Source organism: Kluyvera ascorbata (assembly GCF_023195735.1).
GTDB lineage: Bacteria > Pseudomonadota > Gammaproteobacteria > Enterobacterales > Enterobacteriaceae > Kluyvera > Kluyvera ascorbata.
The window spans coordinates 188,599-212,621 of the sequence record NZ_CP096201.1; the positions used below are offsets into that span (position 1 = coordinate 188,599).

Here is a 24,023-nt window from a genome sequence, read left to right on the forward strand (position 1 = left end):
TTGCGGGGGCACGGAAAGCATTAATAAATATATAGCTTATTTTTTTAACGTTAACCCGCCGAGCAGACCACCTAAAGGATTACTGGTCGTCGTCGTGGTTGAAGAGCTGCTGCTGGCGCTGGCGTTAGCGTTAGCAGAGGTGCTAACGTTGAGCGTATTCGTTAATGAACTGACCGTGCCGCCCAGCGAAGCGCTTGCCAGCAGGCCGCCGCTGCCGGTCTGGGTGCCGGTAGGTTTCACTAAGCCACCGGTATCAGTCACGATATTCCCGACGCTACTGACGACCTGTCCGACGCCGCCGAGCACTGGTGTGGTGGTGCTGATGTTGTTACCAACCCCGCTCACGGTGGTGCCCACCTGGGTGAGCAGACCGTTAACCGGCGTACCTAAACCGGTCGTTGTCCCGACGCCCTGGGTGACGCCCTGGACACCAGACAGCGTGTTATTAACGACAGAGGTGACGCCCGTTGTGGCGGCTACCGCACCTGGGCTTTGCAAGGTGCTGGTTAAGCCAGTACCGGTGCTGCTGACAATCTGACCTGCGCTATTCACCACGTTGCCAACAAGGCCGGTCACGCCCGCGACTGGGGTACCTGAGGTGCTGGTCGAGAGATTATTACCCACGCCGGATACCGTGTTCCCCAGTACGGTAACGGTACTGGTGGTGCCCTGCAGCGTTGTCCCCACGCCGTTAGCATTTGATGAGTTCCCTACACCGTTGGTGACGCCCGTCCCTAAGGTATCAACCGCGTTACCCACACCGCTGACGGTGGTTGAAATGGTTGACGTGACCGGGTTGTTACCCGCCGTGCTGGTCAACTGACTGCCCAGGCCGCCCAACGTATCGCCCACGCCGGACACCGCTTTCCCGGTTTCACCCAGAATGCTGCTGCCCGCCGTTTGGCCACTACCAGAGCCACTACCAGAACCGTTGCCATTGCCATTGCCATTGCCATTTCCGCTGCCGTTGCCATTTCCGCTGCCGCTACCATCGCCGCCACCGGAGCCGTCGCCGCCGCCAGAACCACTACCCGTCGTGGTACCGTTTTTGGCCGTTGAGTGAGAACCCCCGCCGCTTCCGCTACAGGCAGAGAGTGAGAATGCAAGAAGCACCGCCATAGCAATTATGCTTAATTGGCTAATTTTTTTAGAGGCCATGATCTTATCTCCACCAGTTAAAAACGCCGAGTGCGTATTAGTCAGTGTATGGCGGAAATTAAGCCTTGCATGGGGCGTTTCTTTTCATACGAAAGTATGGAAAAGTCCGATTTAACTTAAGCGTAAACAAAGTCTGCTATGTAAATTAATATGCTCTTATGAAACATGTTCTTACTTTGAATTTAACATATTAAGCGGCGGTGAATAATAGGTTTTACTGTTAAGCGTTAATTAAATGGCGGTGGGAAATTGAGAGTAATCCGAGTGAATTAAAGTGGGTGGTTTTCTGGTTTTTATTCTTTAAATAACTATCAAGATCACAGAAAAATATCAGCCTCTGATTTTCAGAGGCTGATATATCGTATATTACTGGTTTTCTTTCCAGGCTAATTCTATCTCTTCGGCGAGGATTTTAACGCCCGCTTCGATCTTTTCTGGATCCGGTACATAGTTCATGCGCATGCACTGGTGAGTATGGTCCCAGGGTTTATCCAGCCCTGGGAAGAAGAAATCACCAGGTACCATCAGGACGCCGCGTTTTTTCAGGCGCTGGTAGAGCAGTTCGGTGGTAATCGGCAGGCCTTTGAACCATAGCCACAGAAAAATCGCACCCTCGGGTTTATGGATAAGACAGCGGTCTTCCGGTAAATAGCGGCGGATAGTGGCGATGGTTTCCTGCACGCGCTGATAGTAGAAAGGCTTAATCACCGTTTCTGACAGGCGCAACAGATCGTGTCGTTTAATCATTTCACACATGATAGCTGGCCCAATACCACCCGGTGCCAGGCTGATAATGCCGTTCATGTTACTGATGGCGGTGATGATTTTCTCGTCGGCGATGATGATACCGCAACGGCTACCCGGCAGACCGAGCTTAGACAGGCTCATGCACAGCACGGTATTCGGGTTCCACAGCGGCGTCGCTTCGCTGAAGATAATGCCCGGGAACGGCACGCCATAGGCATTGTCGATAACCAACGGTATCCCGTGTTGGTTCGCCAGAGCGTCGAGCTGTTTGAGCTCTTCATCGGTAATGACGTTACCCGTTGGGTTTGTTGGACGCGAAACGCAGATCATTCCGGTGTCTTTGCCAATCGGCAAATTATCGAAATCAACGTGATATTTAAACTGTCCTTCCGGGAGCAGCTCAATATGCGGGCGGGTTGAGACGAACAGATCGTCCTCCAGACCGGAATCAGCGTAGCCGATGTATTCGGGAGTCAGCGGAAACAGAACCTTGCGGGTAGAACCATCCGCGCATCGACCTGCGAACAGATTGAACAAGTAGAAAAATGCGCTTTGGCTGCCATTTGTTAGTGCAATATTCTGTGGGCCAATATCCCAACCTAATTCATTACGCAGCATATCGGCCAGGGCGGTAAGCAGTTCATTCTTGCCCTGAGGACCATCGTAATTGCACAGCGCTTCAGAGACTTTGCCGCTTTCCAGCATCTCCGCCAGCAGGTTATTGAAGTAGGCGTTCATCTCAGGGATCTGCGCCGGGTTACCGCCGCCTAGCATAATAGCCCCTGGGGTGCGTAAACCGTCGTTGAGGTCTTCCATCAGGCGGGTAATGCCTGAATGGCGGGTAAACTTGTCGCCAAAAAGTGAAAATGTCATAGCTGAATTTCTATTGCTTGTTCTGTGATGTGGGTAACGATAACGCCACTGACGATAGGGTGCAAATGCGCTTGATGAACGGGTTTTAGAGAATAAATCGATGTATTTGTATTTTAATAGTCTTTTATTCTAAAGAGGCCCGTATGGCTGATACGGGCCATGATAAGAAAAAATTATGGTTTGCCGGCCCACACGACCATCACTTTATCGTGGTCCGTTTCGCGGATAAAACCGTAGCCCTGGTCGAGCGTGAGCGTGGTTTGTTTACCGGCACCGATGGCAGGGTGGCGCGCGCGGAACTGGCCCAGCGTCTGCCAATGTTTAACCTCGGCTGCGGATTTACCGGTGACATCCTGCCAGTTCATCTGCGAGCGCGTGCCCTGTAGCGGATCTGAACCGGTAGGGCCGAATGGACGGCTGGACTCATCGCCGTAGAAAATCTGCACCGCGCCGGGAGCCAGTAGCAGAAGTTCGGCGGCGTTATTGCCTTTCTCCCGGAACAGGCGGGTATCGTGAGAGGAGAGGTAGCTCAGCACGTTGAAGCGTTGGAGTTTGTCGGCCATTTGTTGCCAGGTCATGTCGATACTGGAGAGACAGTCGGTGGCTTTCGCCGCCTGGTCCTGGTAATCGAAATTGATCATGGCGTCAAAGCCGTGACGGTAGTAATCGCTCTCCATCACCCCGTGTCCCCAGGCTTCGCCGGTCATCCAGAACGGCGTGTCGTCGAGCGCTTTCTGCGGGTTGGCTTTTTTCCACTCGGCCAATGCGGCGACCGATTGTGTTTTAAGCTGCTGCCACGCCGCCATCTCAACGTGTTTCGCTGTATCGACGCGGAAGCCATCAATGCCGTAATCTCGCACCCATTGGCTAAGCCAGTGGGTGAGGTAGTCGCGTGGGGTGAAGCCATCGATAGCTTTTGCGTGAGTATCGGGTTTGTTGCGATAGAAATTCGGCAACCCGCTTGGCGTGGTGGATTCGGTTTTCAGATCCGGCAAAAACGCCAGCGACATTGTCAAATCGTCAAAGCCGGGATTGTCGTAGTCGCCAATATCTGTGCGGATCCACGCTTTGCCCCACCATTTTTCCCATGCGGCTTTATCGCTGAAGTTGATGTAATCGTTAAAGCTGTGCCAGGTCTGGCCCGGGCCGGGCTTCCAGTTTGTCCAGTGATCCCCGAGCGTTTTGGTGATTTCATCACCTTTGAGGTAGAGCGCGCCAAACTGGAACTGCTGCATGTCGGCCAGAGTCGCGTAGCCGGTGTGGTTCATCACGACGTCAAACAGGATGCGGATGCCTCGCTGGTGTGCGCCATCAACCAGCGCGCGCAGATCCTCTTCATTGCCCATATTGGCGTCCAGTCGCGTCCAGTCCTGGGTGTAATAACCGTGATAAGCATAGTGCGGGAAATCGCCTTTTGTGCCGCCACCTACCCAACCGTGGATTTGCTCAAGTGGGGAGCTAATCCACAGTGCGTTAACGCCCAGACTCTTCAGGTAGTCGAGCTTGCTGGTTAAGCCTTTGAGGTCGCCGCCGTGGAAGGTGCCGATTTCCTCCATGCCATCTTTGTGTCGCCCGTAGCTGTTGTCGTTGCTGGGGTCTCCATTCACGTAGCGGTCGGTCAGCACAAAATAAACCGTGGCGTTATGCCAACTAAACGGCGCGGCGGTAGCGACGTCAGCGCGTTCGAGCAGTAATAATCCATTGCTGTTTTCGGCCGGGCGTAGCGTGATTTTTCCCTGCTTTACCGTCGCCGTCTGGCCGCTATAAAAGTCGCGAACGAGGCTGCCTTCCGGGAAGGTTTTGCCGACATCCAGCGCCAGCGGTTTGCCGTCCCAGCGCGGGCACTGGCGTACGTTGACCTGTTCTGCGGTGCTCTGTGTGTCACTTTGTACGGCAATAGTGAGCGTAGGCGTGCCGGAGCGGGTATCAACCTCCAGCGTGTAGTTGCCATCGCGGAAAAGACGCCACTGTGGCGCATCCCCCTGGCAGGGTTCCAGAGAGAGCATTTGGTTAAGACGAATCCCAGATGTGGGCTGCCAGCACTGTTGGTCAAAATTCAATCTTAACGGTCGGGTACCCTTCGTGAGCGTTTTTTGGCTACTGAATTTCCCCGTGCCGTCCGCTGCAAAAGTAGGAAAGCCCTCGGTGGACCAGTTTGCAGCACCGGCGAAAGTGGGAATCAGTAGCGGTATCAGGGCAGCGAATTTCATTCCAGGATCCTTGTGCCATCGGGTTTTACCAAGTTTGCCAGCCGTTTATCGTGCTGTACTCCTCCTGGCGAAAGGAGGAGATAAAGGGCTGAGTGATGGTGGTCAAAAAATGAACTAAAATGAGAGGTGGATGACATTTTGCCTGCGCAATTTGTCCTATGCTGAATCGCGTCCACGCGTCGTTTCGGAATCGGACTATTTCCTGAACGTGCGTTGGCGGGGTATTTTTGGTATAATTTGAGATTCAGCTCTCAATTTTTTGAAATAATAAGGCGTTGGAATGATTAAATCCGACCAGGAGACCTAATGATATCGACTCCCATTCGACGATATGGGGCCGCGATACTTATGTTACTCATCTGTACATTTTCAGGTGGGGTGTTTGCAACAACACACACGGTAACGAAGCATCCGAAAGCCTCGGTAACAAAGCATACGAAGGCGACGGCACCAAAAGTAACAAAGGCAAGTTATAGTAAGGCAAGCAGTAAACAAGAGTATTCTCGCAATAGTGTAAAGAGCAGTTCACTTCCTGATTTGCGAAAATACCCTTCCGGAACCCCAAGGAAAAGAGCGTTTCTCCGGACGGTAATGCCTTATATCACAAGCCAGAATGCTGCTATTACGGCGGATCGTAACTGGCTGGTTTCTAAGCAGTACGAAGGCCGTTGGTCGCCGTCTGAACGTGCGCGCTTGAAAGATATCGCTGCCCGCTACAAAGTCAGCTGGAACGGTAATACCCGCAAGGTGCCGTGGAATTCGCTGCTTGAGCGTGTCGATATTATTCCAGGCAGTATGGTCGCTACGATGGCTGCTGCAGAGAGCGGCTGGGGTACCTCTAAGCTGGCGCGCGCCAATAACAACCTGTTCGGCATGAAATGCGGTAAGGGCTGTAAAAATGGTGCAGGTTCAGTGAACGGCTACACCAAGTTTGATTCCGTAAAGGAGTCCGTTCAGGCCTACGCAGCTAACCTGAATACGCACCCGGCTTATGCCTCGTTCCGTAAATCTCGCGCTCAGATGCGTAAGTCGGATCAGGAACTCACCGCAACGGCGATGATCCATAAGCTGAAAGGTTATTCGACCAAGGGTTCAAGCTACAACGACTACCTGTTCGCGATGTACCAGGACAACCAGCGCCTGATCGCCGCACACATGTAATCAACGCTACAGTTAAAAAGGCCTTCCAATGGAAGGCCTTTTTTTATTCCGTCGCCAGCAAAGGGATCAGGTCTGAATCAACAGCTCGCTATGCTGTTCACGATACTCTTTCGGCGTGGTGTCGTACTCTTTCTTAAACACCGAGTAGAAATATTGCAGCGAGGGATACCCGCACATCTGCGAGATTTCGTTAATCGACAGTGAAGTCGACACCAGCAGGCTACGCGCCTTCTCAAGTTTTTCGCTGTGGATCACCGCGTGAATCGTTTCCCCCACCTCTTCCTTAAAGCGTTTCTCAAGGTTAGAACGCGAAATGCCTACAGAGTCCAGCACCTGTTCCACCTTGATACCTTTACAGGCGTTGTTGCGGATATAGTGCATGGCCTGAATGACGGCCGGGTCGTTCAAGGAGCGGTAATCAGTAGAGCGTCGTTCCATCACGCGCATCGGCGGCACCAGCACGCGCTGAAGCGGCAATACCTCGTTGTCTAGCAAGCGCTGCATCAGTTTTGCCGCCTGATACCCCATCTGTCGCGCGCCTTGTGCAACCGATGAGAGCGCGACGCGTGAGAGATAGCGGGTCAGCTCTTCGTTATCGATGCCAATGACGCACAGTTTTTCCGGTACGGGGATATGCAGATGCTCGCAGGCCTGCAAAATATGACGGGCTCGGGCGTCGGTGACGGCGATGATGCCGGTTTGCGGTGGCAGCGTTTGTAGCCAGTCGGCCAGTCGATTTTGCGCATGTTGCCAGTTTTCCGGTGCGGTTTCCTGGCCCTGGTAAATGACGCCGCGATACTTCTCTTTGGCAACAATCTGGCTAAACGCGTATTCGCGCTCTTCGGCCCAGCGCTTGCCGCTAGCTGAAGGGAGGCCGTAAAACGCGAAGCGATGCACCCCTTTCTCTTTCAAATGCAAAAAAGCGCTTTCAACCAGCGCGTAGTTATCGGTCGCAATATAGTGAACGGGAGGGTACTGCTCCTGGCGATGATAGGAACCGCCGACGCCCACAATCGGCACGTTGACATCGGTGAGCAGGGCTTCGATGGTTGGGTCGTCGTAATCGGCAATGACGCCGTCACCCAGCCACTCTTTAATGTTTTCGATACGCGCGCGGAAATCTTCCTCTATGAAGATATCCCACTCGGATTGTGACGCCTGTAAGTATTCGCCTACGCCTTCAACCACCTGTCGGTCAAAAGCTTTATTGGCATTGAATAACAGCGTCACGCGGTGACGTTTTCCAAACATGGTTCAGGGTTCCTCGTGAATCATGATGGGTATTGCCGTCATGAGAGACGGCAACACCACGGCTGGACGATTAAGCGCGCCGTTTGGTGGCGGAGTCCATCCAGACGGCGAGTAATAAAATTGCACCTTTGACGATATATTGCCAGAAAGTGGGAACGTCCATCATACTCATTCCGTTGTCGAGCGAGGCCATAATAAATGCTCCCATCACCGCGCCGGCAACGCTACCGACACCGCCCGCGAGGCTGGTGCCGCCGATTACGCAGGCGGCAATAGCATCCAGTTCGGCAATGTTCCCGGCAGATGGTGAACCCGCCCCCAGACGTGAGCTAAGGATAAGCCCGGCAATAGCGACCATCAGGCCGTTGATAGCAAATACCGCCAGCTTATTACGCTCGACGTTAATACCGGAAAGCCTCGCGGCTTCGATATTGCCGCCGATAGCGTATATGCGTCGGCCAAAAGCGGTGAGCGTAGCCATAAACATTCCCGCCAACAGCAGCAGCGTGAGCAGCAGAACCGGCGTTGGCACGCCGCGATAATCGTTGAGCAGCCAGATAGCGCCCAGTACGATAACCGCCGTTAGCGCCTGACGGCCCACCATGCCGCTGGATGCTGGAGCGCCCAGTCCCAGCGACTGACGCCGCATGCGCCCGCGCCACTGCCAGGCAATAAACGCCATCAGCCCAATCGCGCCAAAGGTGAAGCCAATACCGTTCGGCAGGTAGCTTTGACCAATTTGCGACATCGCCGCGCTGGTCGGTGAGACGGTCGTACCGTTGGTTATCCCAATCAGAATGCCGCGGAAGGCGAGCATCCCGGCGAGCGTCACGATAAACGATGGCACTTTCCGATAGGCGACCCACCATCCGTTCCAGGCTCCCAGCACCAGACCCATCGCCAGCGTGACGATGATAGTCAGCGGCAGCGGCCAGCCGAGCCAGACATCAAAAATAGCGGCAGCACCGCCGAGCAGGCCCATCATTGAACCGACAGAAAGGTCGATTTCGGCAGAGATAATCACGAATACCATACCGACGGCGAGAATGCCGGTGATGGCGGTCTGGCGCAGCAGGTTGGAGACGTTACGTGCGCTGAGGTAGGCGCCGTCGGTGGTCCAGGTAAAGAACAGCATAATCACCACAATGGCCGCGATCATGACGAAGACCTGCAGGTTGAGCGATTTGAGCCGCAGCGCAGGGGCGGATGCAGGGGCCGCCAGCTTGATTTCAGACGGGTTGTTTTTCGACATGACGTTCACTCCTTAAGGCGGCTTCCATCATTTGTTCCTGAGTCAGACCGTTATTGACCAGGTTGGCTTTTAATTTCCCCTCGTGCATGACCAGCACCCGGTCGCTCAGACCCAGTACTTCCGGCAGTTCAGAGGAGATAACGATGACGGCAATGCCTTGCTGCACCAGTTGATTAATCAGCTTGTAGATTTCGTACTTTGCGCCGATATCGATACCGCGCGTCGGTTCATCAAGAATGAGAATGCGCGGATTAAGCAGCAGGCAGCGTGCCAGGATGGCTTTTTGCTGGTTCCCGCCGCTGAGCCGACCGATGGCGAGATCCGGTGATGAGGTTTTTACCTTCAGCCGCTGGATAGACTGTAAAATGCACTGCTGCTCTTTGGCATCATCCAGGCTGCTCAGTGCGCCGCTGAAGTCGTTGAGTGCGGCAAGCGTGATATTTTTTCCAACCGCCATCACCGGCACGATGCCGTCTTTTTTGCGGTCTTCCGGCACCATCGCAATGCCGTGGCCGATGGCCTGCTGGCAGTTACGGATGTCCACTTGCTTGCCATCAATAAAGACTTTTCCTTCCCAGCGCCCGCGCCAAACGCCAAACAGGCACTGGACGGCCTCGGTGCGCCCGGCCCCCACCAGGCCAGCGATGCCCAGAATCTCCCCGCGTTTAAGGCTAAAGGAGATGTCGTTCACGCGCTTAATATGCCGGTTAACGGGATGCCAGGCGGTAAGGTGCTCCACGCGCAGAATTTCATCGCCAGCCGTATGTGGCTCGCTCGGATAGAGCGCGGTGAGCTCGCGCCCAACCATCATGGTGATAATGTCGTCTTCGGTCATGCTGGTCGCATCACGGGTACCGATATGCTGGCCATCGCGGATCACGCAGATGGTGTCAGAGATCGCTTTCACTTCGTTGAGCTTGTGGGAGATATAAATACAGGCGATGCCATGATTTTGCAGATCGCGAATGATCCCCAGCAGTACGGCAGTCTCTTGTTCCGTGAGCGAGGCGGTGGGTTCGTCCAGAATAAGCAGCCGTACCTGCTTGTTCAGCGCCTTGGCAATTTCAACCAACTGCTGCTGCCCCAGGCCTAAATCACCCACTCGCGTATCGGGTGAAATCGCGAGGTTCACCTGCGCCAGCAGTTTTTCGCAGCGCAGCGTCATGGTGTCGTAATCCAATATGCCGTGGCGGCTAATCTCAGTGCCGAGAAAAATATTTTCCAGCACGGTCAGATGCTTAACCAGTGCCAGTTCCTGATGAATAATGGCAATGCCTTTGCGCTCGGTATCGCGAATATGCGTGGGCTGTAGCGTCTCGCCAGCAAAAACAATTTCACCCTCGTAGCTGCCATGGGGGTAAATACCGCATAGCACCTTCATTAACGTAGATTTTCCTGAGCCGTTTTCGCCGCACAGGGAAATCACTTCGCCAGGGTTTAATCGCAGGCTGACATTATCAATCGCCTTCACCACCCCGAAGGTCTTGGTGATGCTTTTCATTTCGAGTAAATAGGGCATAAGTGCTTGTGCTCCGCGTAAGCCAGGCTGCCCCAGCGCGAGGCTGGGGCGGGCCATTTAGAGTTCGCTCTTCTTATGGAAACCATCTTTTACAACGGTGTCGTCAATATTGGTTTTATTGACTTCAATTGGGGTGAGCAGGCGGGACGGTACATCCTTCAGACCATTATTCAGCGTGGCATCGGCTTTTGGCTGCTTGCCGTTACCAAGCTCAACGGCGATTTCTGCTGCGCTGTTGGCCAGTAAGGTGATCGGTTTATACACGGTCATGGTTTGCGTGCCGTTGATAATACGTTTCACCCCTGCCAGATCGGCATCCTGACCAGAGATAGCTACTTTGCCAGCCAGACCCTGGGCGCTGAGTGCCTGAATAGCACCGCCTGCGGTGGCATCGTTTGACGCCACAACCGCATCGATTTTGTTATTGTTGGCGGTGAGGGCGTTCTCCATAATTTTCAGCGCATTTTCCGGCAGCCAACCGTCAACCCATTGATCGCCGACAACTTTAATTTTGCCATCATCAATATAAGGCTTTAATACTTTCATCTGTCCGGCGCGGAAAAGTTTGGCATTATTATCAACCGGTGAACCACCCATCAGGAAATAATTCCCCTGAGGTACCTGATTAACCAGACTTTGCGCCTGCATTTCACCGACTTTTTCGTTGTCGAAGGAAATATAAAAATCAATATCCGCATTATTGATCATGCGGTCGTAAGCTAATACTTTAATGCCTTCTTGTTTCGCTTCTTTAATTACGTTGCTAAGTACTTGCCCGTTATAAGGAATAATGACAAGGACATCTACACCACGGTTGATCATATTCTCAATCTGCGACATTTGTGTCTCTTCATTGCCGTTAGCAGATTGCACAAAAACCTGTGCCCCCAGCTGTTCAGCCTTATTCACGAAAATGTCGCGGTCTTTTTGCCAGCGCTCAAGGCGCAGGTCGTCAATAGCCATACCGATTTTTACTTCTTTAGCACTACTCACCATGCTGGTGAGAAGTAGCGATGCGCAGAGTGTGAGGCAAAGGTTCTTTATCTTCATAATCGTAATGCCTTCTGTAGGGATAGGTGATGAGATTGGCGATAAAAGAAACGGAGATGACTTAACACGCAGCAAATTTTTAACATGTAAATTCTGGCTGGCAATTACAGATTTTTATCTTCCTATTACGATATTTCGTTTAATTGTCAAATTTTGACCGTGATCTGATTTTAAAATCACCGTATGCAAAATTTACTCACATAAAGCGAGGCAGATTCCTATTTATTTTGCGAGCCAGCGCACATTTGTGGATTCTCTTAATAGCAGTGTGAAATAACGTAATTGAGCTAGTGCAAATCAGAATTCAGTATTACAAAACGAATTATTCCTCGCCGCCTGTCAGATTATGGAGTTCATTATGCAAGCTTATTTCGACCAACTGGATCGCGTTCGTTTTGAAGGCCCAAAAACTGAGAACCCGCTGGCTTTCCGCCACTACAACCCGGACGAGTTAGTGCTGGGCAAACGTATGGAAGACCACCTTCGCTTTGCTGCTTGCTACTGGCATACCTTCTGCTGGAACGGTGCAGATATGTTTGGCGTTGGCTCATTTGACCGCCCATGGCAGCAGCCTGGCGAAGCGATTGAGCGTGCGAAACGTAAAGCTGACGTGGCATTTGAATTCTTCCACAAACTGAATGTGCCTTACTACTGCTTCCACGATGTGGACGTTTCCCCGGAAGGCGCGAACCTGAAAGAGTACCTGAACAACTTTGCGCAGATGGTGGATGTGCTGGCAGAGAAACAGCAGCAGAGCGGCGTGAAGCTGCTGTGGGGTACCGCAAACTGCTTCACTAACCCACGCTATGGCGCAGGTGCGGCAACGAACCCAGATCCAGAAGTCTTTAGCTGGGCTGCGACTCAGGTATTCACCGCGATGAATGCTACCCATAAGCTGGGTGGTGAAAACTACGTCCTGTGGGGCGGTCGTGAAGGTTACGAAACGTTGTTGAATACCGATCTGCGCCAGGAACGCGAGCAGATTGGCCGCTTCATGCAGATGGTGGTTGAGCACAAACATAAAATTGGTTTCCAGGGTACGCTGCTGATTGAGCCGAAGCCTCAGGAACCGACTAAACACCAGTACGACTACGATGCCTCCACCGTTTACGGCTTCCTGAAGCAGTTCGGTCTGGAAAAAGAAATTAAGCTCAACATCGAAGCAAACCATGCGACGCTGGCTGGCCACTCGTTCCATCACGAAATTGCGACGGCGATTGCGCTGGGCCTGTTTGGCTCTGTGGATGCCAACCGCGGTGACCCGCAGCTGGGTTGGGATACCGACCAGTTCCCGAATAGCGTGGAAGAAAACTCGCTGGTGATGTATGAAATTCTGAAAGCGGGCGGCTTCACTACCGGTGGCCTGAACTTCGATGCGAAGGTTCGTCGCCAGAGCACCGATAAGTATGACCTGTTCTACGGCCACATCAGCGCAATGGATACCATGGCACTGTCGTTGAAAGTCGCTGCCCGTATGATTGAAGGCGGTGAACTGGATAAACGTGTGGCGAAACGCTATGCGGGCTGGAACGGCGAGCTGGGTCAACAGATCCTGAAAGGCCAGATGTCCCTGCAGGAACTGGCAAAATATGCCGAGCAGCATCAGCTGGCACCGCAGCACCAGAGCGGCCATCAGGAGCTGCTGGAAGGGCTGGTAAACCACTACCTGTTCGACAAGTAAGTTAATCACCGTATTTCGCAGTATAACGTGCCCGGGAGCGTGAGCTTGCCGGGCATCGTACCACTTAAAGGAGCAGTCGCGATGTATATCGGCATAGATCTAGGCACGTCTGGCGTTAAGGCGATTCTGCTTGATGAACAGGGAACCGTCCTCGCGTCACAGACGGAAAAACTGACGGTTTCCCGTCCCCACCCGCTATGGTCAGAACAGGACCCAGAGCAGTGGTGGCAGGCAACGGATCGTGCTATCAAAGGACTCAGCCAACTGCACAGCCTTCAGGGCGTAAAGTCCTTGGGGATTGCAGGGCAAATGCACGGTGCGACGCTGCTGGACAAACACCAGCGGGTGCTGCGCCCGGCTATTCTGTGGAACGATGGACGCTGTGCTGAAGAGTGTGAGCTTCTGGAAGCGAAGGTGAAAACGTCGCGGCAGATAACCGGTAACCTGATGATGCCTGGTTTTACTGCACCGAAGCTGCTGTGGGTACAGCGCCACGAGCCTGAGATCTTCAGTCATATCGATAAGGTACTATTACCAAAAGATTATTTGCGTCTGCGTATGACCGGTGATTTTGCCAGTGATATGTCCGACGCGGCAGGCACCATGTGGATGGACGTCGCGAAGCGTGACTGGAGCGATGAGATGCTCGCCGCTTGCCATCTGACCCGTGACAATATGCCTGCACTGTATGAAGGCTGCGACATCACCGGAAAATTGCTGCCATCGGTTGCCAGCGCATGGAATATGCCTGCGGTGCCGGTAGTCGCAGGTGGTGGTGATAATGCCGCTGGCGCCGTCGGCGTGGGCATGGCGGATGCCGGTCAGGCGATGCTGTCGCTGGGCACCTCGGGCGTCTACTTTGCGGTGAGCGAGGGGTTCCTGAGCAAACCAGAAAGCGCCGTACACAGTTTCTGCCATGCGCTGCCGGGCCGCTGGCATTTGATGTCGGTGATGCTGAGCGCCGCATCTTGCCTGGATTGGGCTGCAAGGCTGTCCGGCCTGACAACCGTGCCTGCACTGATTAGCGCAGCGGAAAATGCGGATACCAGCGCGGATCCAATTTGGTTCTTACCGTATCTTTCCGGTGAACGCACGCCGCACAATAACCCGCAAGCGAAGGGTGTCTTCTTTGGCCTGACGCATCAACATGGCCCTGCCGAACTGGCAAAAGCGGTGCTGGAAGGTGTGGGTTATGCGTTGGCTGATGGGATGGATGTGGTCCATGCCTGCGGCGTGACGCCAGAAAGCATCACGCTTATCGGCGGCGGTGCGCGAAGCCCATGGTGGCGGCAGATGCTGGCAGACATTAGCGGGTTACAGCTGGACTATCGCACCGGGGGCGATGTTGGCCCGGCGCTAGGTGCAGCACGGCTGGCACAAATCGCCGTGAACCCGGACAAGCCGCTGTCAGACTTACTGCCGCAGCTTAAGCTGGAACAAACACATTATCCGGATGCTCAGCATCATGCTATTTATCAGCAGCGCCGTGAGACCTTCCGCAAACTGTATCAGCAGCTCCTGCCGCTGATGTCCTGATGATAAATCCCTCCTGCTTGCAGGAGGGATTTACTCGCGCAATTAAACCGACGCAAACAATAAAATAATTGCATGGTTTTATTCTGAAATGCTCCCCTGAATCCCTTTTTCAGTGTTGTCAGTCTCCCGTTTCCCATAATGTGCATTTGATGGATAAGGAGATTCTAATGAAACGTTCTGTGCTTATTTCATGGCTATTCATGCTGACTGGAGCCCTGATTTACCTCATTGGGCTTTGGCAGGCTTGCCCGTTATTAAGTGGAAAAGGCTATTTTCTGGGCGTGCTGATAACCGGCATGTTCATCGTCTATGCCTACCAGCGTGAAGTGAAGCGTGGCCTGATGGACGAGGGTTTTGCCTCTGTCTGCCGGATGGTGGCGCTGATGACTAGCGGGCTACTGCTGGTGGGATTGTGGAATGCGCCACTCTCACTGGTCGAAAGAGGCGCATATCTTGCGGCATTCTGTCTTTGTATATCGGGTCAGTATCTTCTGATGCGGGTTGCGGAATTAGCTGACCAGCCTACGGGTATCGACACGCTGTAGTAGCATAGAAAGCATAAGGCTCCCGGCAAGCGTTGCGCTGAATATCCAGAAAATATCCAGGGCCGGCCAGCGTTTTAATTCCAGACCGCCGGTACGTAAGGCGTAAATAATCAGCGCGTGAAAGCCATAAATACCCAGCGAATGTTTTGAAATAAACCCGAGTCCCGGAAGCACTCGCGCGTTCAGGGTGTTTTTAACCAACGTCAGCAGCGATGTGGCGCAGATAAAGACCATCGGGCCGCAGTAGACGTACCAGGTATCGGCGAAGTTGCCGCGCCATTGCAGTTCGTGCAGCGTACCCCGTGAGATAACCCATACGGAGGCCGCAAACAGCAGCGCGCAGCACCAGGACAGACCTTTTTTATCGGTTTCCATCATGCCAATTGCACGTCCTAGTAGCCCGTAAATAACGTAATAGAACGTATCGCCGTTGATATACAAATTAACTGGCAGCCATTCGACGCCGTGAGCGCTTAGCGAAACGGTATTGGGGTTCGCCACCAGGCCAATCACGACCATTAACGCCAGCAACATTTTGCCGCTAATGGTTTTGACCTCAATCAACGGCGAAACCAGGTAAATAACGATGATGGCGAAGAAAAACCACAGGTGATAGAACACCGGTTTTTGCAGGATATGCTTCAAGGAGCCTTCAACGCTGATATGGGTAAAAGAGGCAATAAACAGTAGCGCGATGGCGCTATAGAACAACAGGCAGAGTGCAATGCGCAGAAAATGGCGCGGCTGGGCGCTACGCGGACCGAAAAACAGGTAGCCCGAAATCATAAAGAAAAGCGGCACGCTGACACGGGAAGCGGAGTTTAAGACGTTGGCAAAGTCCCAGCTTAGCGGACTCACGTCGTGCGGGTGGGTGATATACCAGGTCGTGGTATGGATCATCACCACCATCAGGCAGGCAATTCCGCGTAAGTTCTCAATCCAGTTAATCTTTGCTTGCATCAGATACCCATTTTTCCGCTATAAATAAGGTCAGACTCGCCCCAGTGTTAGCTATCTCACTGGATAATTCCGAGTTTCTCGCCCCGCACTTGTGATGGTGTCGCAATCTTCGCACAATGCGGCGGTAAGAAAGGGGTTAAGCCTAAAATAACAGCCCGGTAAGATAAATAATGATGATGAAGTCTCTCCCTACTTTGCTGGCGCTTATTGTGCTTGCAGGGTGCTCGTCGGCCGAACCGCCGGTTGTGCAAAAATCACAAAATGCGCGAGTGAATCCCGAGCGTTCGCTTTCTATGGAGCAATTGTGCAAAGACAATGCTGCAGAGCGCTATAACACCGCGACGAAGAAAATTGATGTCACCGGGTTTGAACGTTTTCAAGGCAGTTATGAACTCCGCGGCTATACGGCGCGAAATGAAAGTTTTGTCTGCTCTTTCGATGCCGATGGCCGATTTTTACATCTCTCCATGAGCTAAAACGGGTGGGTTCGTGGTAAAAACGGGCCTGTTTTTCCCAATTTAGTCTAAACAACCTCGTTTCATACTGTATATCTCGCAGCCAGCGGGTATACTGACTCCTTCCTTTAAATCCACACGTATCCAGCACGAAATCATATGCAAAAGTTTGATACCAGGACCTTCCAGGGCCTGATCCTGACCTTACAGGATTACTGGGCTCGTCAGGGCTGCACCATTGTTCAACCACTGGACATGGAAGTTGGCGCCGGCACCTCACACCCAATGACTAGCCTGCGTGCGTTGGGGCCAGAACCGATGGCAACTGCCTACGTGCAGCCTTCTCGTCGCCCAACCGATGGCCGCTATGGCGAAAACCCGAACCGTTTACAGCACTACTATCAGTTCCAGGTAGTGATTAAACCGTCTCCGGACAACATCCAGGAGCTGTACCTCGGATCGCTGAAAGAGCTGGGTATGGACCCGACCATCCACGACATTCGTTTCGTGGAAGACAACTGGGAAAACCCAACGCTGGGTGCCTGGGGTCTGGGTTGGGAAGTGTGGCTGAACGGTATGGAAGTGACGCAGTTCACTTACTTCCAGCAGGTTGGCGGTCTGGAATGTAAACCGATCACCGGTGAGATCACCTATGGTCTGGAACGTCTGGCAATGTACATTCAGGGCGTAGACAGCGTTTACGACCTGGTCTGGAGCGACGGCCCGCTGGGTAAAACCACCTACGGCGATGTGTTCCATCAGAACGAAGTGGAGCAGTCCACTTACAACTTCGAATACGCGGACGTGGACTTCCTGTTCACCTGCTTCGAGCAGTACGAGAAAGAAGCGCAGCAGCTGCTGGCGCTGGAAACTCCGCTGCCGCTGCCTGCTTACGAGCGTATTCTGAAGGCCGCCCATAGCTTTAACCTGCTGGATGCGCGTAAAGCCATCTCTGTCACCGAACGTCAGCGCTATATCCTGCGCATTCGTACCCTGACCAAAGCAGTGGCAGAAGCTTACTATGCTTCCCGTGAAGCCCTCGGCTTCCCGATGTGCAACAAGAATAAATAAGAGGCGGCCATGTCTGAGAATACTTTTCTGGTGGAAATCGGCACTGAAGAGCTGCCACCAAAAGCGCTGCGCAACCTGGCTGAATCCTTTGCCGCGAACGTCACGGCAGAGCTGGATAACGCGGGCCTCGCGCACGGTAACATTGAATGGTTTGCTGCCCCACGCCGTTTGGCGCTGAAAGTGGCAAATCTGGCATCTGCGCAAGCGGATCGCGAAGTTGAAAAACGCGGCCCGGCAATCGCCCAGGCGTTCGACGCAGAAGGCAAACCAAGCAAAGCGGCTGAAGGCTGGGCGCGCGGCTGCGGTATTACCGTCGATCAGGCTGAGCGCCTGACCACTGACAAAGGCGAATGGCTGCTGTATCGCGCGCACGTGAAGGGCGAAAGTACCGAAGCGCTGCTGCCGAACATGATTGCCAACTCGCTGGCTAAACTGCCTATTCCTAAGCTGATGCGTTGGGGCGCGTCCGACGTACACTTCGTGCGTCCGGTGCACACCGTGACTCTGCTGCTGGGTGATAAAGTCGTTCCGGCGACCATCCTCGGCGTACAGTCCGATCGCATCATCCGCGGTCACCGCTTTATGGGTGAGCCTGAGTTCACCATCGACAATGCCGATCAGTACCCGCAAATCCTGCTGGAACGCGGCATGGTGATGGCTGACTACGAAATGCGTAAAGCCAAAATCAAAGCTGACGCTGAAGAAGCGGCACGTAAGATTGGCGGCAACGCTGATCTCAGCGAAAGCCTGCTGGAAGAAGTCACCTCGCTGGTGGAATGGCCGGTGGTGCTGACCGCGAAATTCGAAGAGAAATTCCTCGCGGTACCAGCCGAAGCGCTGGTTTACACCATGAAGGGCGACCAGAAGTACTTCCCGGTTTATGACAACGCGGGCAAGCTGCTGCCAAACTTCATCTTCGTGGCAAACATCGAATCGAAAGACCCGCAGCAGATTATCTCCGGTAACGAGAAAGTGGTTCGTCCACGTCTGGCCGATGCGGAGTTCTTCTTCAATTCCGACCGTAAAAAACGTCTGGAAGATCACCTGCCGCGCCTGCAAACCGTGCTGTTCCAACAGCAACTGGGTACGCTGCGCGACAAAACTGACCGTATTCAGGCGCTGGCCGGCTGGATCGCGGGTCAGATTGGTGCTGACGTCAACCACGCGACCCGTGCGGGCCTGCTGTCTAAGTGTGACCTGATGACCAACATGGTCTTCGAGTTCACCGACACCCAGGGCGTGATGGGCATGCACTACGCACGCCACGATGGCGAAGCGGAAGATGTTGCCGTTGCGCTGAACGAACAGTACCAGCCGCGCTTTGCCGGTGATGACCTGCCGTCTAACCCGGTTGCCTGCACGCTGGCGATTGCGGACAAGATGGACACCCTGGCGGGTATCTTCGGTATTGGTCAGCATCCGAAAGGCGACAAAGACCCGTTTGCGCTGCGTCGTGCTGCGCTGGGCGTGCTGCGTATTATCGTTGAGAAGAACCTGCCGCTGGATCTGCAGACCCTTACCGAAGAAGCGGTGCGTCTGTACGGTGACAAGCTGACCAACGCTAAAGTGGTGGATGAAGTTATCGACTTCATGCTCGGTCGTTTCCGTGCCTGGTATCAGGACGAAGGCTATACCGTTGACACCATTCAGGCGGTACTGGCGCGTCGCCCAACCCGTCCAGCAGACTTCGATGCTCGTATGAAGGCCGTGTCCCACTTCCGCACTCTGGAAGAGGCCTCTGCGCTGGCTGCGGCTAACAAGCGTGTATCCAACATCCTGGCGAAATCTGACGAGACGCTGAACGATATCGTTCACGCCTCCGTGCTGAAAGAAGCGGCGGAAATCAAGCTGGCGGGCAACCTGGTTGTGTTGCGCGACAAGCTGCAGCCGTACTTTGCAGAAGGTCGTTATCAGGAAGCGTTGGTTGAACTGGCATCCCTGCGTGAGCCGGTGGATGAGTTCTTCGAGAACGTGATGGTGAACGCAGAAGATAAAGACGTGCGTATCAACCGTCTGACGCTGCTGTCGAAACTGCGCGATCTGTTCCTGCAGGTAGCGGATATTTCCCTGCTGCAGTAATTGTTCTGTTAATAAATAAAAGCCTGCTCTCGAGCAGGCTTTTTTATGTCTTGAATATAATTATGGGAACGATTAATAATTCTCTTATTAATATGAAAAGCATAATCATTGATAGACAAGAAATATTTTAGGAATACATCAAAGAAAGGTGTTTTGATATTTAAGGTAGAATGGTTGCGGGTGCTTGAGACTGTCTGTCTCAGGTATTCACCCGATGGCAGACAGAGAAAAGCCCCACCTGACGATAAATCAAAGTGAGGCCAACTCTATGCCTAGACCACATAAGGTTAGCCTCTTACTTGTTGAAAATCAACACAGGAGGCAAAGGATGCCGCAAAAATCTATGTTGTATAGTTTGATAGTGATATGTCTCACTATTCTATTATTTACCTGGATGGTTCGTGATTCATTATGTGAGTTGCATATTAGGCAAGGAAATAATGAGTTAGCGGCATCTTTAGCCTGCGATATGAAACAGTAAGGGCGTACGGCGGGGAGTATTCCCCGCCGCTATTGCGGTGTTATGCAGGCTCAATGCACCCTATTTTTTTACAAAATAATATTAAGGCTTCCCGTTAACGGGAGGCTTTTTTTGTGGATAGGAAGGTTGCGCAAAAAAGAACCTTGAAATGACTGGCGCAATACGTTTATCCTTTGCCGCGACGAACCCCTCGTCTCACTGAGGCACACTGAAAATGGACAAACACACCTGCTGAATTCGAATCCTTGCTGGGCGCTTGCCGCAAGCAGGGGAACTATTGATTTCATTCAGGAGTGCTTATGGCCCATTGTGCGCAATCCCCTTCTTTTATTTTACATCAGGTTACCTGTCAGTTTGCGACGGGTGATACCCTTTTCGGCCCGCTGAGTTTATCGCTGGAGCGTTCACACTGTGGCCTTGTCGGGCGTAACGGCGTGGGCAAATCGCGGCTGCTGCGGTTATTGGCTGGCGTCGATGAACCTTCCACCGGACATATCGAATGTTTCGCGTCCCGGGCTTACGTCGCGCAGCAACATGCGGCCTCCGAGGAGACCACGCTGGCTGAGCTGCTGGGTTACGGAGCCGTTTTCGCCGCGCTGCAGCGTCTTGAGCAGGGTCAGCCGTACGACGACGATATCGAAAGTCTGGATGGTTTCTGGGATCTGCCGGACCGGCTTCGCACCGCCTTTCAGGACGCGGGGCTGGGTGAGTTTAACCCATTAAGGCTGGCCGGCTCCTTAAGCGGCGGTGAGCGGGTGAAAGCGCTGCTTTGCGCTGCGTTTACCTCCGGTGCCAATTTCCTGCTGCTCGATGAACCGACCAACCATCTGGACCGGCCGGGGCGCGAGTGGTTCTATCGACAGCTTGATGCCTGGCAGGGTGGGGCGCTTGTCGCGAGCCACGACCGGGAGCTGCTGGCACGGATGCCACGTATTATTGAGTTGACCCCTACGGCGCTTCGCAGCTATGGCGGCAGCTACGTAGAATATCAGCAGCAGCGTGATGCGGAGCAGCAGGCGGCGCGAGCTGCGCTTGATCATGCTGCCACTGAACGTCGCCGCACGCGTGCCAGGCAGCACAAAGAGCATGATGATTGCCAGAGACGTTCAGCAAAAACGTTGCGTACCGTTGATGCTCTCAATATCGCGTCATTTGAGCGGGTGAAGTACAAAGGGGCGGCGCGAGAACGGCCTGGCACTTTGCTGCGCCAGCATCGTGAGCAGCAAAGTGCGCTGGATAATGCCGTAAAGCAGGCTCGGGAACGCGTGGAAGAGGATATGCCAGTGATGTTTACGCTGCCCGGCAGTGAAGTGCCCAGCGGTAAACAGGTGCTGGTGCTGGAGTCGCTACAGCTGGCTCATCAGACGCATTCCGCCCTCGACTGGCGCATGGATGGCCCGATGCGGGTGGCGCTACGTGGCCCCAATGGTTGTGGAAAAACAACGCTGCTCAAAACTCTGATGGGGCTTGAGGCACCGATTGCCGGGCATAGCCAGCTTTCTGTCTCTGCCGCCTGGCTGGATCAGCATCTTAGCCAGTTCGACCTGTCGTTATCGGTAATGGCGCATCTGCGGGCGGGCGACACGCCGCTGGAAGAGGGCGCGCTGCGTACCCGGCTAGCGCAGCTACAGCTTGGCGCGGACAAAGTGAATCTACCGTTAGCGGCACTCAGTGGGGGAGAACGATTAAAAGCGGCGTTGGCCTGCGTGCTGTGGCGGCGAGAGGCGACGCAGTTATTACTGCTGGATGAGCCGACTAACCATCTTGACCTTGCATCGGTGCAGGCGATTGAAGCAGCGCTGGCTGATTTTCCAGGCGCGATGCTGGTGGTGTCTCACGATGAGGCATTCTTGCAGGGGCTGAAACTGACGCATGCGCTGGAGTGGCATGAATCGGGGTGGCATTTTACCGCGCTATAGATAAAAAAAATCCCCGCCATAAGGCAGGGATTTTCAATTCTTAGCGGCGTTAACTTACAGGGAAGTTACGTTGCCAGCTGCTGGGCCTTTAGCGCCGTTCTCGATGGTGAAGGAAACTTTCTGACCTTCGTCCAGAGATTTGTAGCCATCGTTCTGGATAGCGGAGAAGTGTACGAACACGTCTTTAGAACCATCGTCAGGAGTGATGAAGCCGAAACCTTTATCAGCGTTGAACCATTTTACGATACCAGTCATTTTACCGGACATAGAAATTACCTTTAAAAATTAATTGAGCCTTTCGGCGATATGGCATGCTTTACAGAATTTAAAGCGTAAAGGAATGTCGCTACGAGGGGTACCAATGGATAACCTTGAAGGGAACTGCTTTACTCAACTGCTTTGTGGTCTGTATGTCAAACCGTGGATGTATTAACGCATAACTCTCACCGCAAAAGCAAACGTTATCTGCACATAATTTACTATGCTCCTGGGGGGTAGGCAGAGTAATTGATGTTTAATAGTTTGATAAATATGAATTATTATCAGTTGTGAGTGTGTTGTAAAAAAATATCATTTAGCCCCGGTAGCGCACTGCCGGGGCTAAATATCAGACTTTTTGCGCCGATTCCGCTAACGCTGCCGCTGCGTTGTCGCCTTGATTGTGCTGATTTTTACCGGCGATGTACTTCACCATCAGCGCGATGGCCGACAGGACCGCGGGTATGGCCAGCAGAGCGAAAATGGTTTTAAAGGAGAGCTCTGCCTGCATCAGGAATGCACCGCTAAATGCGCCGAGGATACCCCCAAAGCGGCCTAGTCCCAGCATCCAGGCTACGCCCGTTGCTCGGCCCTGCGTTGGGTAAAACCCAGCGGCCAACGCAGGCATGGATGACTGCGCGCCGTTCATAATCGTCCCGGCGATAAACACCATGACGCCCATCAGCACCAGATTACTGGTTGAGAAACCAACCAGACAAACAAAGACTCCGGTTAATAGGTAGCCCACGGCAACGACTTTATTCGGGTTGATTTTGTCCATCAACGCGCCTAATACCAGCACGCCAATCCCTCCGCCGAGTGGGAACAGCGCGGTAATCACGGAAGCCTGGCTCAGCGTTGCGCCAGTCTCACGAATTAACAGCGGCAGCCAGCTGGTCAGCAGATAGAAGATAAGCAGACCCATAAAGTAGGTCAGGCACAGCATGATGGTGCCCACCAGGTAGCGCGGCGAGAAGATAACCCCCAGCGCTGACTGCTCCTTGACCTGACCAGCCTCTTGCAGGACAAACCGGGTGTTTTCTGGCAGCGCGGCAATGTGGCGCAGAATATTGGCAATCTGCTGTTGAGAACGGTTTTTTACTGCCAGATAGCGAGCCGATTCTGGCAACATGAAAATTAACGCGACTGCCAACGCCAGCGGCATGACGCCGCCCAGCACCAGTACGCTCTGCCAGCCGTAGTGTGGAATCATCCATGCAGAGATAAACCCACCGAGCGAAGAACCAATCGGGAAACCAACGAACATCAGGTTCACCAGCAGTGCGCGACGGCGCTCCGGCGCGTACTCGCTCATGAGCGTTGCGGCGTTTGGCATGGCGGCACCCAGCCCCAGCCCGGTTAAGAAACGTAGAACGGTCAGCTGCGTCAGCGAAGTAGCAAAAGCGGTAATCAGACTGAAGCCGCCAAAGACCAGGATCGATAGCACCAGCACTTTTTTGCGCCCAATGCGGTCGGCCATCGGCCCTGCGGTCAGCGCGCCGACGGCAAGGCCTACCAGCGCGGCGCTCATCACCGGACCAAGGTCAGATTTTTGTACGCCCCATTCCTGAACCAGATCGGATGCTATGAAGCCAATAATGGCGGTATCGAAGCCGTCCAGCGCGACGGTGATAAAGCACAGCACCAGAATCATCCACTGGTACTTTGAGAAGGGATGGCGGTTGATAAAAGCCTGAATATCCGTTGTTGTCTGTGTTGTCATGCGGTAATTCCTGCTAAGCGGTGCGAGTAAGTGGTTTTTCAACGCTTATCTTTCTCGCCGGTATTGAGGTAATTGGGCGATTATCGAACGTTTT

The 24,023-nt window shown here is 53.4% G+C and carries 19 protein-coding genes; 9 read left to right on the top strand and 10 right to left on the bottom strand.

What is annotated here, in order from left to right; all coding sequences use genetic code 11:
• Positions 1 to 36 precede the first annotated feature (36 nt).
• The 3 genes from MY052_RS00890 to MY052_RS00900 all read right to left on the bottom strand — a co-directional run bounded on the left by MY052_RS00890 (position 37) and on the right by MY052_RS00900 (position 4,988).
• Positions 37 to 1,158 (bottom strand): collagen-like triple helix repeat-containing protein, encoded by a 1,122-nt coding sequence (locus MY052_RS00890; protein WP_248538046.1) that lies wholly within the window; start codon positions 1,156 to 1,158, stop codon positions 37 to 39.
• A 366-nt stretch (positions 1,159 to 1,524) separates the two neighbouring features.
• On the bottom strand, positions 1,525 to 2,778 hold the full coding sequence (gene avtA / locus MY052_RS00895) for a valine--pyruvate transaminase (protein ID WP_248538047.1): 1,254 nt from the start codon (positions 2,776 to 2,778) through the stop codon (positions 1,525 to 1,527).
• A 173-nt stretch (positions 2,779 to 2,951) separates the two neighbouring features.
• Positions 2,952 to 4,988: an alpha-amylase gene (locus tag MY052_RS00900; protein ID WP_248538048.1), complete on the bottom strand. Its 2,037-nt coding sequence runs from the start codon at positions 4,986 to 4,988 to the stop codon at positions 2,952 to 2,954.
• A 306-nt stretch (positions 4,989 to 5,294) separates the two neighbouring features.
• Between MY052_RS00900 and MY052_RS00905 the strand changes: the two genes are divergently transcribed.
• On the top strand, positions 5,295 to 6,149 hold the full coding sequence (locus MY052_RS00905; RefSeq protein WP_035893127.1) for a protein bax: 855 nt from the start codon (positions 5,295 to 5,297) through the stop codon (positions 6,147 to 6,149).
• Positions 6,150 to 6,215: 66 nt separating this feature from the next.
• Here the strand turns inward: MY052_RS00905 and xylR are convergent, their stop codons facing one another.
• From xylR to xylF, 4 genes are all read right to left on the bottom strand, one after another.
• Positions 6,216 to 7,400 carry a D-xylose utilization transcriptional activator XylR gene (gene xylR / locus MY052_RS00910; protein WP_035893126.1) on the bottom strand — a complete coding sequence of 395 codons (1,185 nt, stop codon included), beginning with the start codon at positions 7,398 to 7,400 and terminating at the stop codon, positions 6,216 to 6,218.
• A gap of 70 nt (positions 7,401 to 7,470) precedes the next feature.
• The gene (gene xylH, locus MY052_RS00915) at positions 7,471 to 8,652 is read right to left on the bottom strand and encodes a xylose ABC transporter permease XylH (RefSeq protein WP_248538049.1); all 1,182 of its coding nucleotides are present in this window, start codon (positions 8,650 to 8,652) and stop codon (positions 7,471 to 7,473) included.
• Positions 8,630 to 10,171, bottom strand: coding sequence for a xylose ABC transporter ATP-binding protein (locus MY052_RS00920; RefSeq protein WP_248538050.1), 1,542 nt, complete (start codon positions 10,169 to 10,171; stop codon positions 8,630 to 8,632). The genes xylH and MY052_RS00920 overlap by 23 nt, the downstream gene beginning before the upstream one ends.
• Before the next feature lie 57 nt (positions 10,172 to 10,228).
• Positions 10,229 to 11,221, bottom strand: a complete 993-nt coding sequence (gene xylF / locus MY052_RS00925) for a D-xylose ABC transporter substrate-binding protein (RefSeq protein WP_123651074.1) — start codon at positions 11,219 to 11,221, stop codon at positions 10,229 to 10,231.
• Between the two features lie 358 nt (positions 11,222 to 11,579).
• Here xylF and xylA point away from each other — a divergent pair, with 358 nt between their 5' ends.
• The 3 genes from xylA (at position 11,580) to yiaB (ending at position 14,983) form a co-directional block, all read left to right on the top strand.
• Positions 11,580 to 12,902, top strand: a complete 1,323-nt coding sequence (gene xylA / locus MY052_RS00930; protein ID WP_035893121.1) for a xylose isomerase — start codon at positions 11,580 to 11,582, stop codon at positions 12,900 to 12,902.
• A gap of 81 nt (positions 12,903 to 12,983) precedes the next feature.
• On the top strand, positions 12,984 to 14,438 hold the full coding sequence (gene xylB, locus MY052_RS00935; protein WP_248538051.1) for a xylulokinase: 1,455 nt from the start codon (positions 12,984 to 12,986) through the stop codon (positions 14,436 to 14,438).
• A gap of 167 nt (positions 14,439 to 14,605) precedes the next feature.
• Positions 14,606 to 14,983: an inner membrane protein YiaB gene (yiaB, locus tag MY052_RS00940; RefSeq protein ID WP_248538052.1), complete on the top strand. Its 378-nt coding sequence runs from the start codon at positions 14,606 to 14,608 to the stop codon at positions 14,981 to 14,983.
• On the opposite strand, the gene MY052_RS00945 is transcribed toward yiaB, so the two are convergent.
• The gene (locus MY052_RS00945) at positions 14,948 to 15,943 is read right to left on the bottom strand and encodes an acyltransferase (protein WP_248538053.1); all 996 of its coding nucleotides are present in this window, start codon (positions 15,941 to 15,943) and stop codon (positions 14,948 to 14,950) included. The two genes, yiaB and MY052_RS00945, sit on opposite strands and share 36 nt — an antisense overlap.
• A 170-nt stretch (positions 15,944 to 16,113) precedes the next feature.
• Here MY052_RS00945 and MY052_RS00950 point away from each other — a divergent pair, with 170 nt between their 5' ends.
• The 5 genes from MY052_RS00950 (at position 16,114) to MY052_RS00970 (ending at position 21,948) form a co-directional block, all read left to right on the top strand.
• Positions 16,114 to 16,419: a YsaB family lipoprotein gene (locus MY052_RS00950; RefSeq protein WP_248538054.1), complete on the top strand. Its 306-nt coding sequence runs from the start codon at positions 16,114 to 16,116 to the stop codon at positions 16,417 to 16,419.
• A 138-nt stretch (positions 16,420 to 16,557) separates the two neighbouring features.
• Positions 16,558 to 17,469, top strand: a complete 912-nt coding sequence (gene glyQ / locus MY052_RS00955; RefSeq protein WP_035893112.1) for a glycine--tRNA ligase subunit alpha — start codon at positions 16,558 to 16,560, stop codon at positions 17,467 to 17,469.
• 9 nt (positions 17,470 to 17,478) lie between these two features.
• On the top strand, positions 17,479 to 19,548 hold the full coding sequence (glyS, locus tag MY052_RS00960) for a glycine--tRNA ligase subunit beta (RefSeq protein ID WP_248538055.1): 2,070 nt from the start codon (positions 17,479 to 17,481) through the stop codon (positions 19,546 to 19,548).
• 328 nt (positions 19,549 to 19,876) lie between these two features.
• Positions 19,877 to 20,029 (top strand): type I toxin-antitoxin system toxin HokA, encoded by a 153-nt coding sequence (gene hokA, locus MY052_RS00965; RefSeq protein ID WP_248538056.1) that lies wholly within the window; start codon positions 19,877 to 19,879, stop codon positions 20,027 to 20,029.
• Between the two features lie 299 nt (positions 20,030 to 20,328).
• The gene (locus tag MY052_RS00970; protein ID WP_248538057.1) at positions 20,329 to 21,948 is read left to right on the top strand and encodes an ABC-F family ATP-binding cassette domain-containing protein; all 1,620 of its coding nucleotides are present in this window, start codon (positions 20,329 to 20,331) and stop codon (positions 21,946 to 21,948) included.
• A 54-nt stretch (positions 21,949 to 22,002) separates the two neighbouring features.
• Here the strand turns inward: MY052_RS00970 and cspE are convergent, their stop codons facing one another.
• Positions 22,003 to 22,215, bottom strand: a complete 213-nt coding sequence (gene cspE / locus MY052_RS00975) for a transcription antiterminator/RNA stability regulator CspE (protein WP_035893107.1) — start codon at positions 22,213 to 22,215, stop codon at positions 22,003 to 22,005.
• Positions 22,216 to 22,555: 340 nt separating this feature from the next.
• Positions 22,556 to 23,929, bottom strand: coding sequence for an MFS transporter (locus MY052_RS00980; protein ID WP_248538058.1), 1,374 nt, complete (start codon positions 23,927 to 23,929; stop codon positions 22,556 to 22,558).
• Between the last annotated feature and the right edge of the window lie 94 nt (positions 23,930 to 24,023).

What these genes read in the sequence shown, in the direction of transcription:
- MY052_RS00890 (WP_248538046.1), bottom strand. Translation starts at nt 1,158, where the DNA reads ATGGCCTCTAAAAAAATTAGCCAATTAAGCATAATTGCTATGGCGGTG.
- hokA (WP_248538056.1), top strand. Translation starts at nt 19,877, where the DNA reads ATGCCGCAAAAATCTATGTTGTATAGTTTGATAGTGATATGTCTCACT.
- MY052_RS00905 (WP_035893127.1), top strand. Translation starts at nt 5,295, where the DNA reads ATGATATCGACTCCCATTCGACGATATGGGGCCGCGATACTTATGTTA.
- xylA (WP_035893121.1), top strand. Translation starts at nt 11,580, where the DNA reads ATGCAAGCTTATTTCGACCAACTGGATCGCGTTCGTTTTGAAGGCCCA.
- MY052_RS00970 (WP_248538057.1), top strand. Translation starts at nt 20,329, where the DNA reads ATGGCCCATTGTGCGCAATCCCCTTCTTTTATTTTACATCAGGTTACC.
- cspE (WP_035893107.1), bottom strand. Translation starts at nt 22,215, where the DNA reads ATGTCCGGTAAAATGACTGGTATCGTAAAATGGTTCAACGCTGATAAA.
- MY052_RS00900 (WP_248538048.1), bottom strand. Translation starts at nt 4,988, where the DNA reads ATGAAATTCGCTGCCCTGATACCGCTACTGATTCCCACTTTCGCCGGT.
- avtA (WP_248538047.1), bottom strand. Translation starts at nt 2,778, where the DNA reads ATGACATTTTCACTTTTTGGCGACAAGTTTACCCGCCATTCAGGCATT.
- MY052_RS00980 (WP_248538058.1), bottom strand. Translation starts at nt 23,929, where the DNA reads ATGACAACACAGACAACAACGGATATTCAGGCTTTTATCAACCGCCAT.
- xylF (WP_123651074.1), bottom strand. Translation starts at nt 11,221, where the DNA reads ATGAAGATAAAGAACCTTTGCCTCACACTCTGCGCATCGCTACTTCTC.
- xylB (WP_248538051.1), top strand. Translation starts at nt 12,984, where the DNA reads ATGTATATCGGCATAGATCTAGGCACGTCTGGCGTTAAGGCGATTCTG.
- xylH (WP_248538049.1), bottom strand. Translation starts at nt 8,652, where the DNA reads ATGTCGAAAAACAACCCGTCTGAAATCAAGCTGGCGGCCCCTGCATCC.
- glyQ (WP_035893112.1), top strand. Translation starts at nt 16,558, where the DNA reads ATGCAAAAGTTTGATACCAGGACCTTCCAGGGCCTGATCCTGACCTTA.
- xylR (WP_035893126.1), bottom strand. Translation starts at nt 7,400, where the DNA reads ATGTTTGGAAAACGTCACCGCGTGACGCTGTTATTCAATGCCAATAAA.
- MY052_RS00920 (WP_248538050.1), bottom strand. Translation starts at nt 10,171, where the DNA reads ATGCCCTATTTACTCGAAATGAAAAGCATCACCAAGACCTTCGGGGTG.
- MY052_RS00950 (WP_248538054.1), top strand. Translation starts at nt 16,114, where the DNA reads ATGATGATGAAGTCTCTCCCTACTTTGCTGGCGCTTATTGTGCTTGCA.
- MY052_RS00945 (WP_248538053.1), bottom strand. Translation starts at nt 15,943, where the DNA reads ATGCAAGCAAAGATTAACTGGATTGAGAACTTACGCGGAATTGCCTGC.
- glyS (WP_248538055.1), top strand. Translation starts at nt 17,479, where the DNA reads ATGTCTGAGAATACTTTTCTGGTGGAAATCGGCACTGAAGAGCTGCCA.
- yiaB (WP_248538052.1), top strand. Translation starts at nt 14,606, where the DNA reads ATGAAACGTTCTGTGCTTATTTCATGGCTATTCATGCTGACTGGAGCC.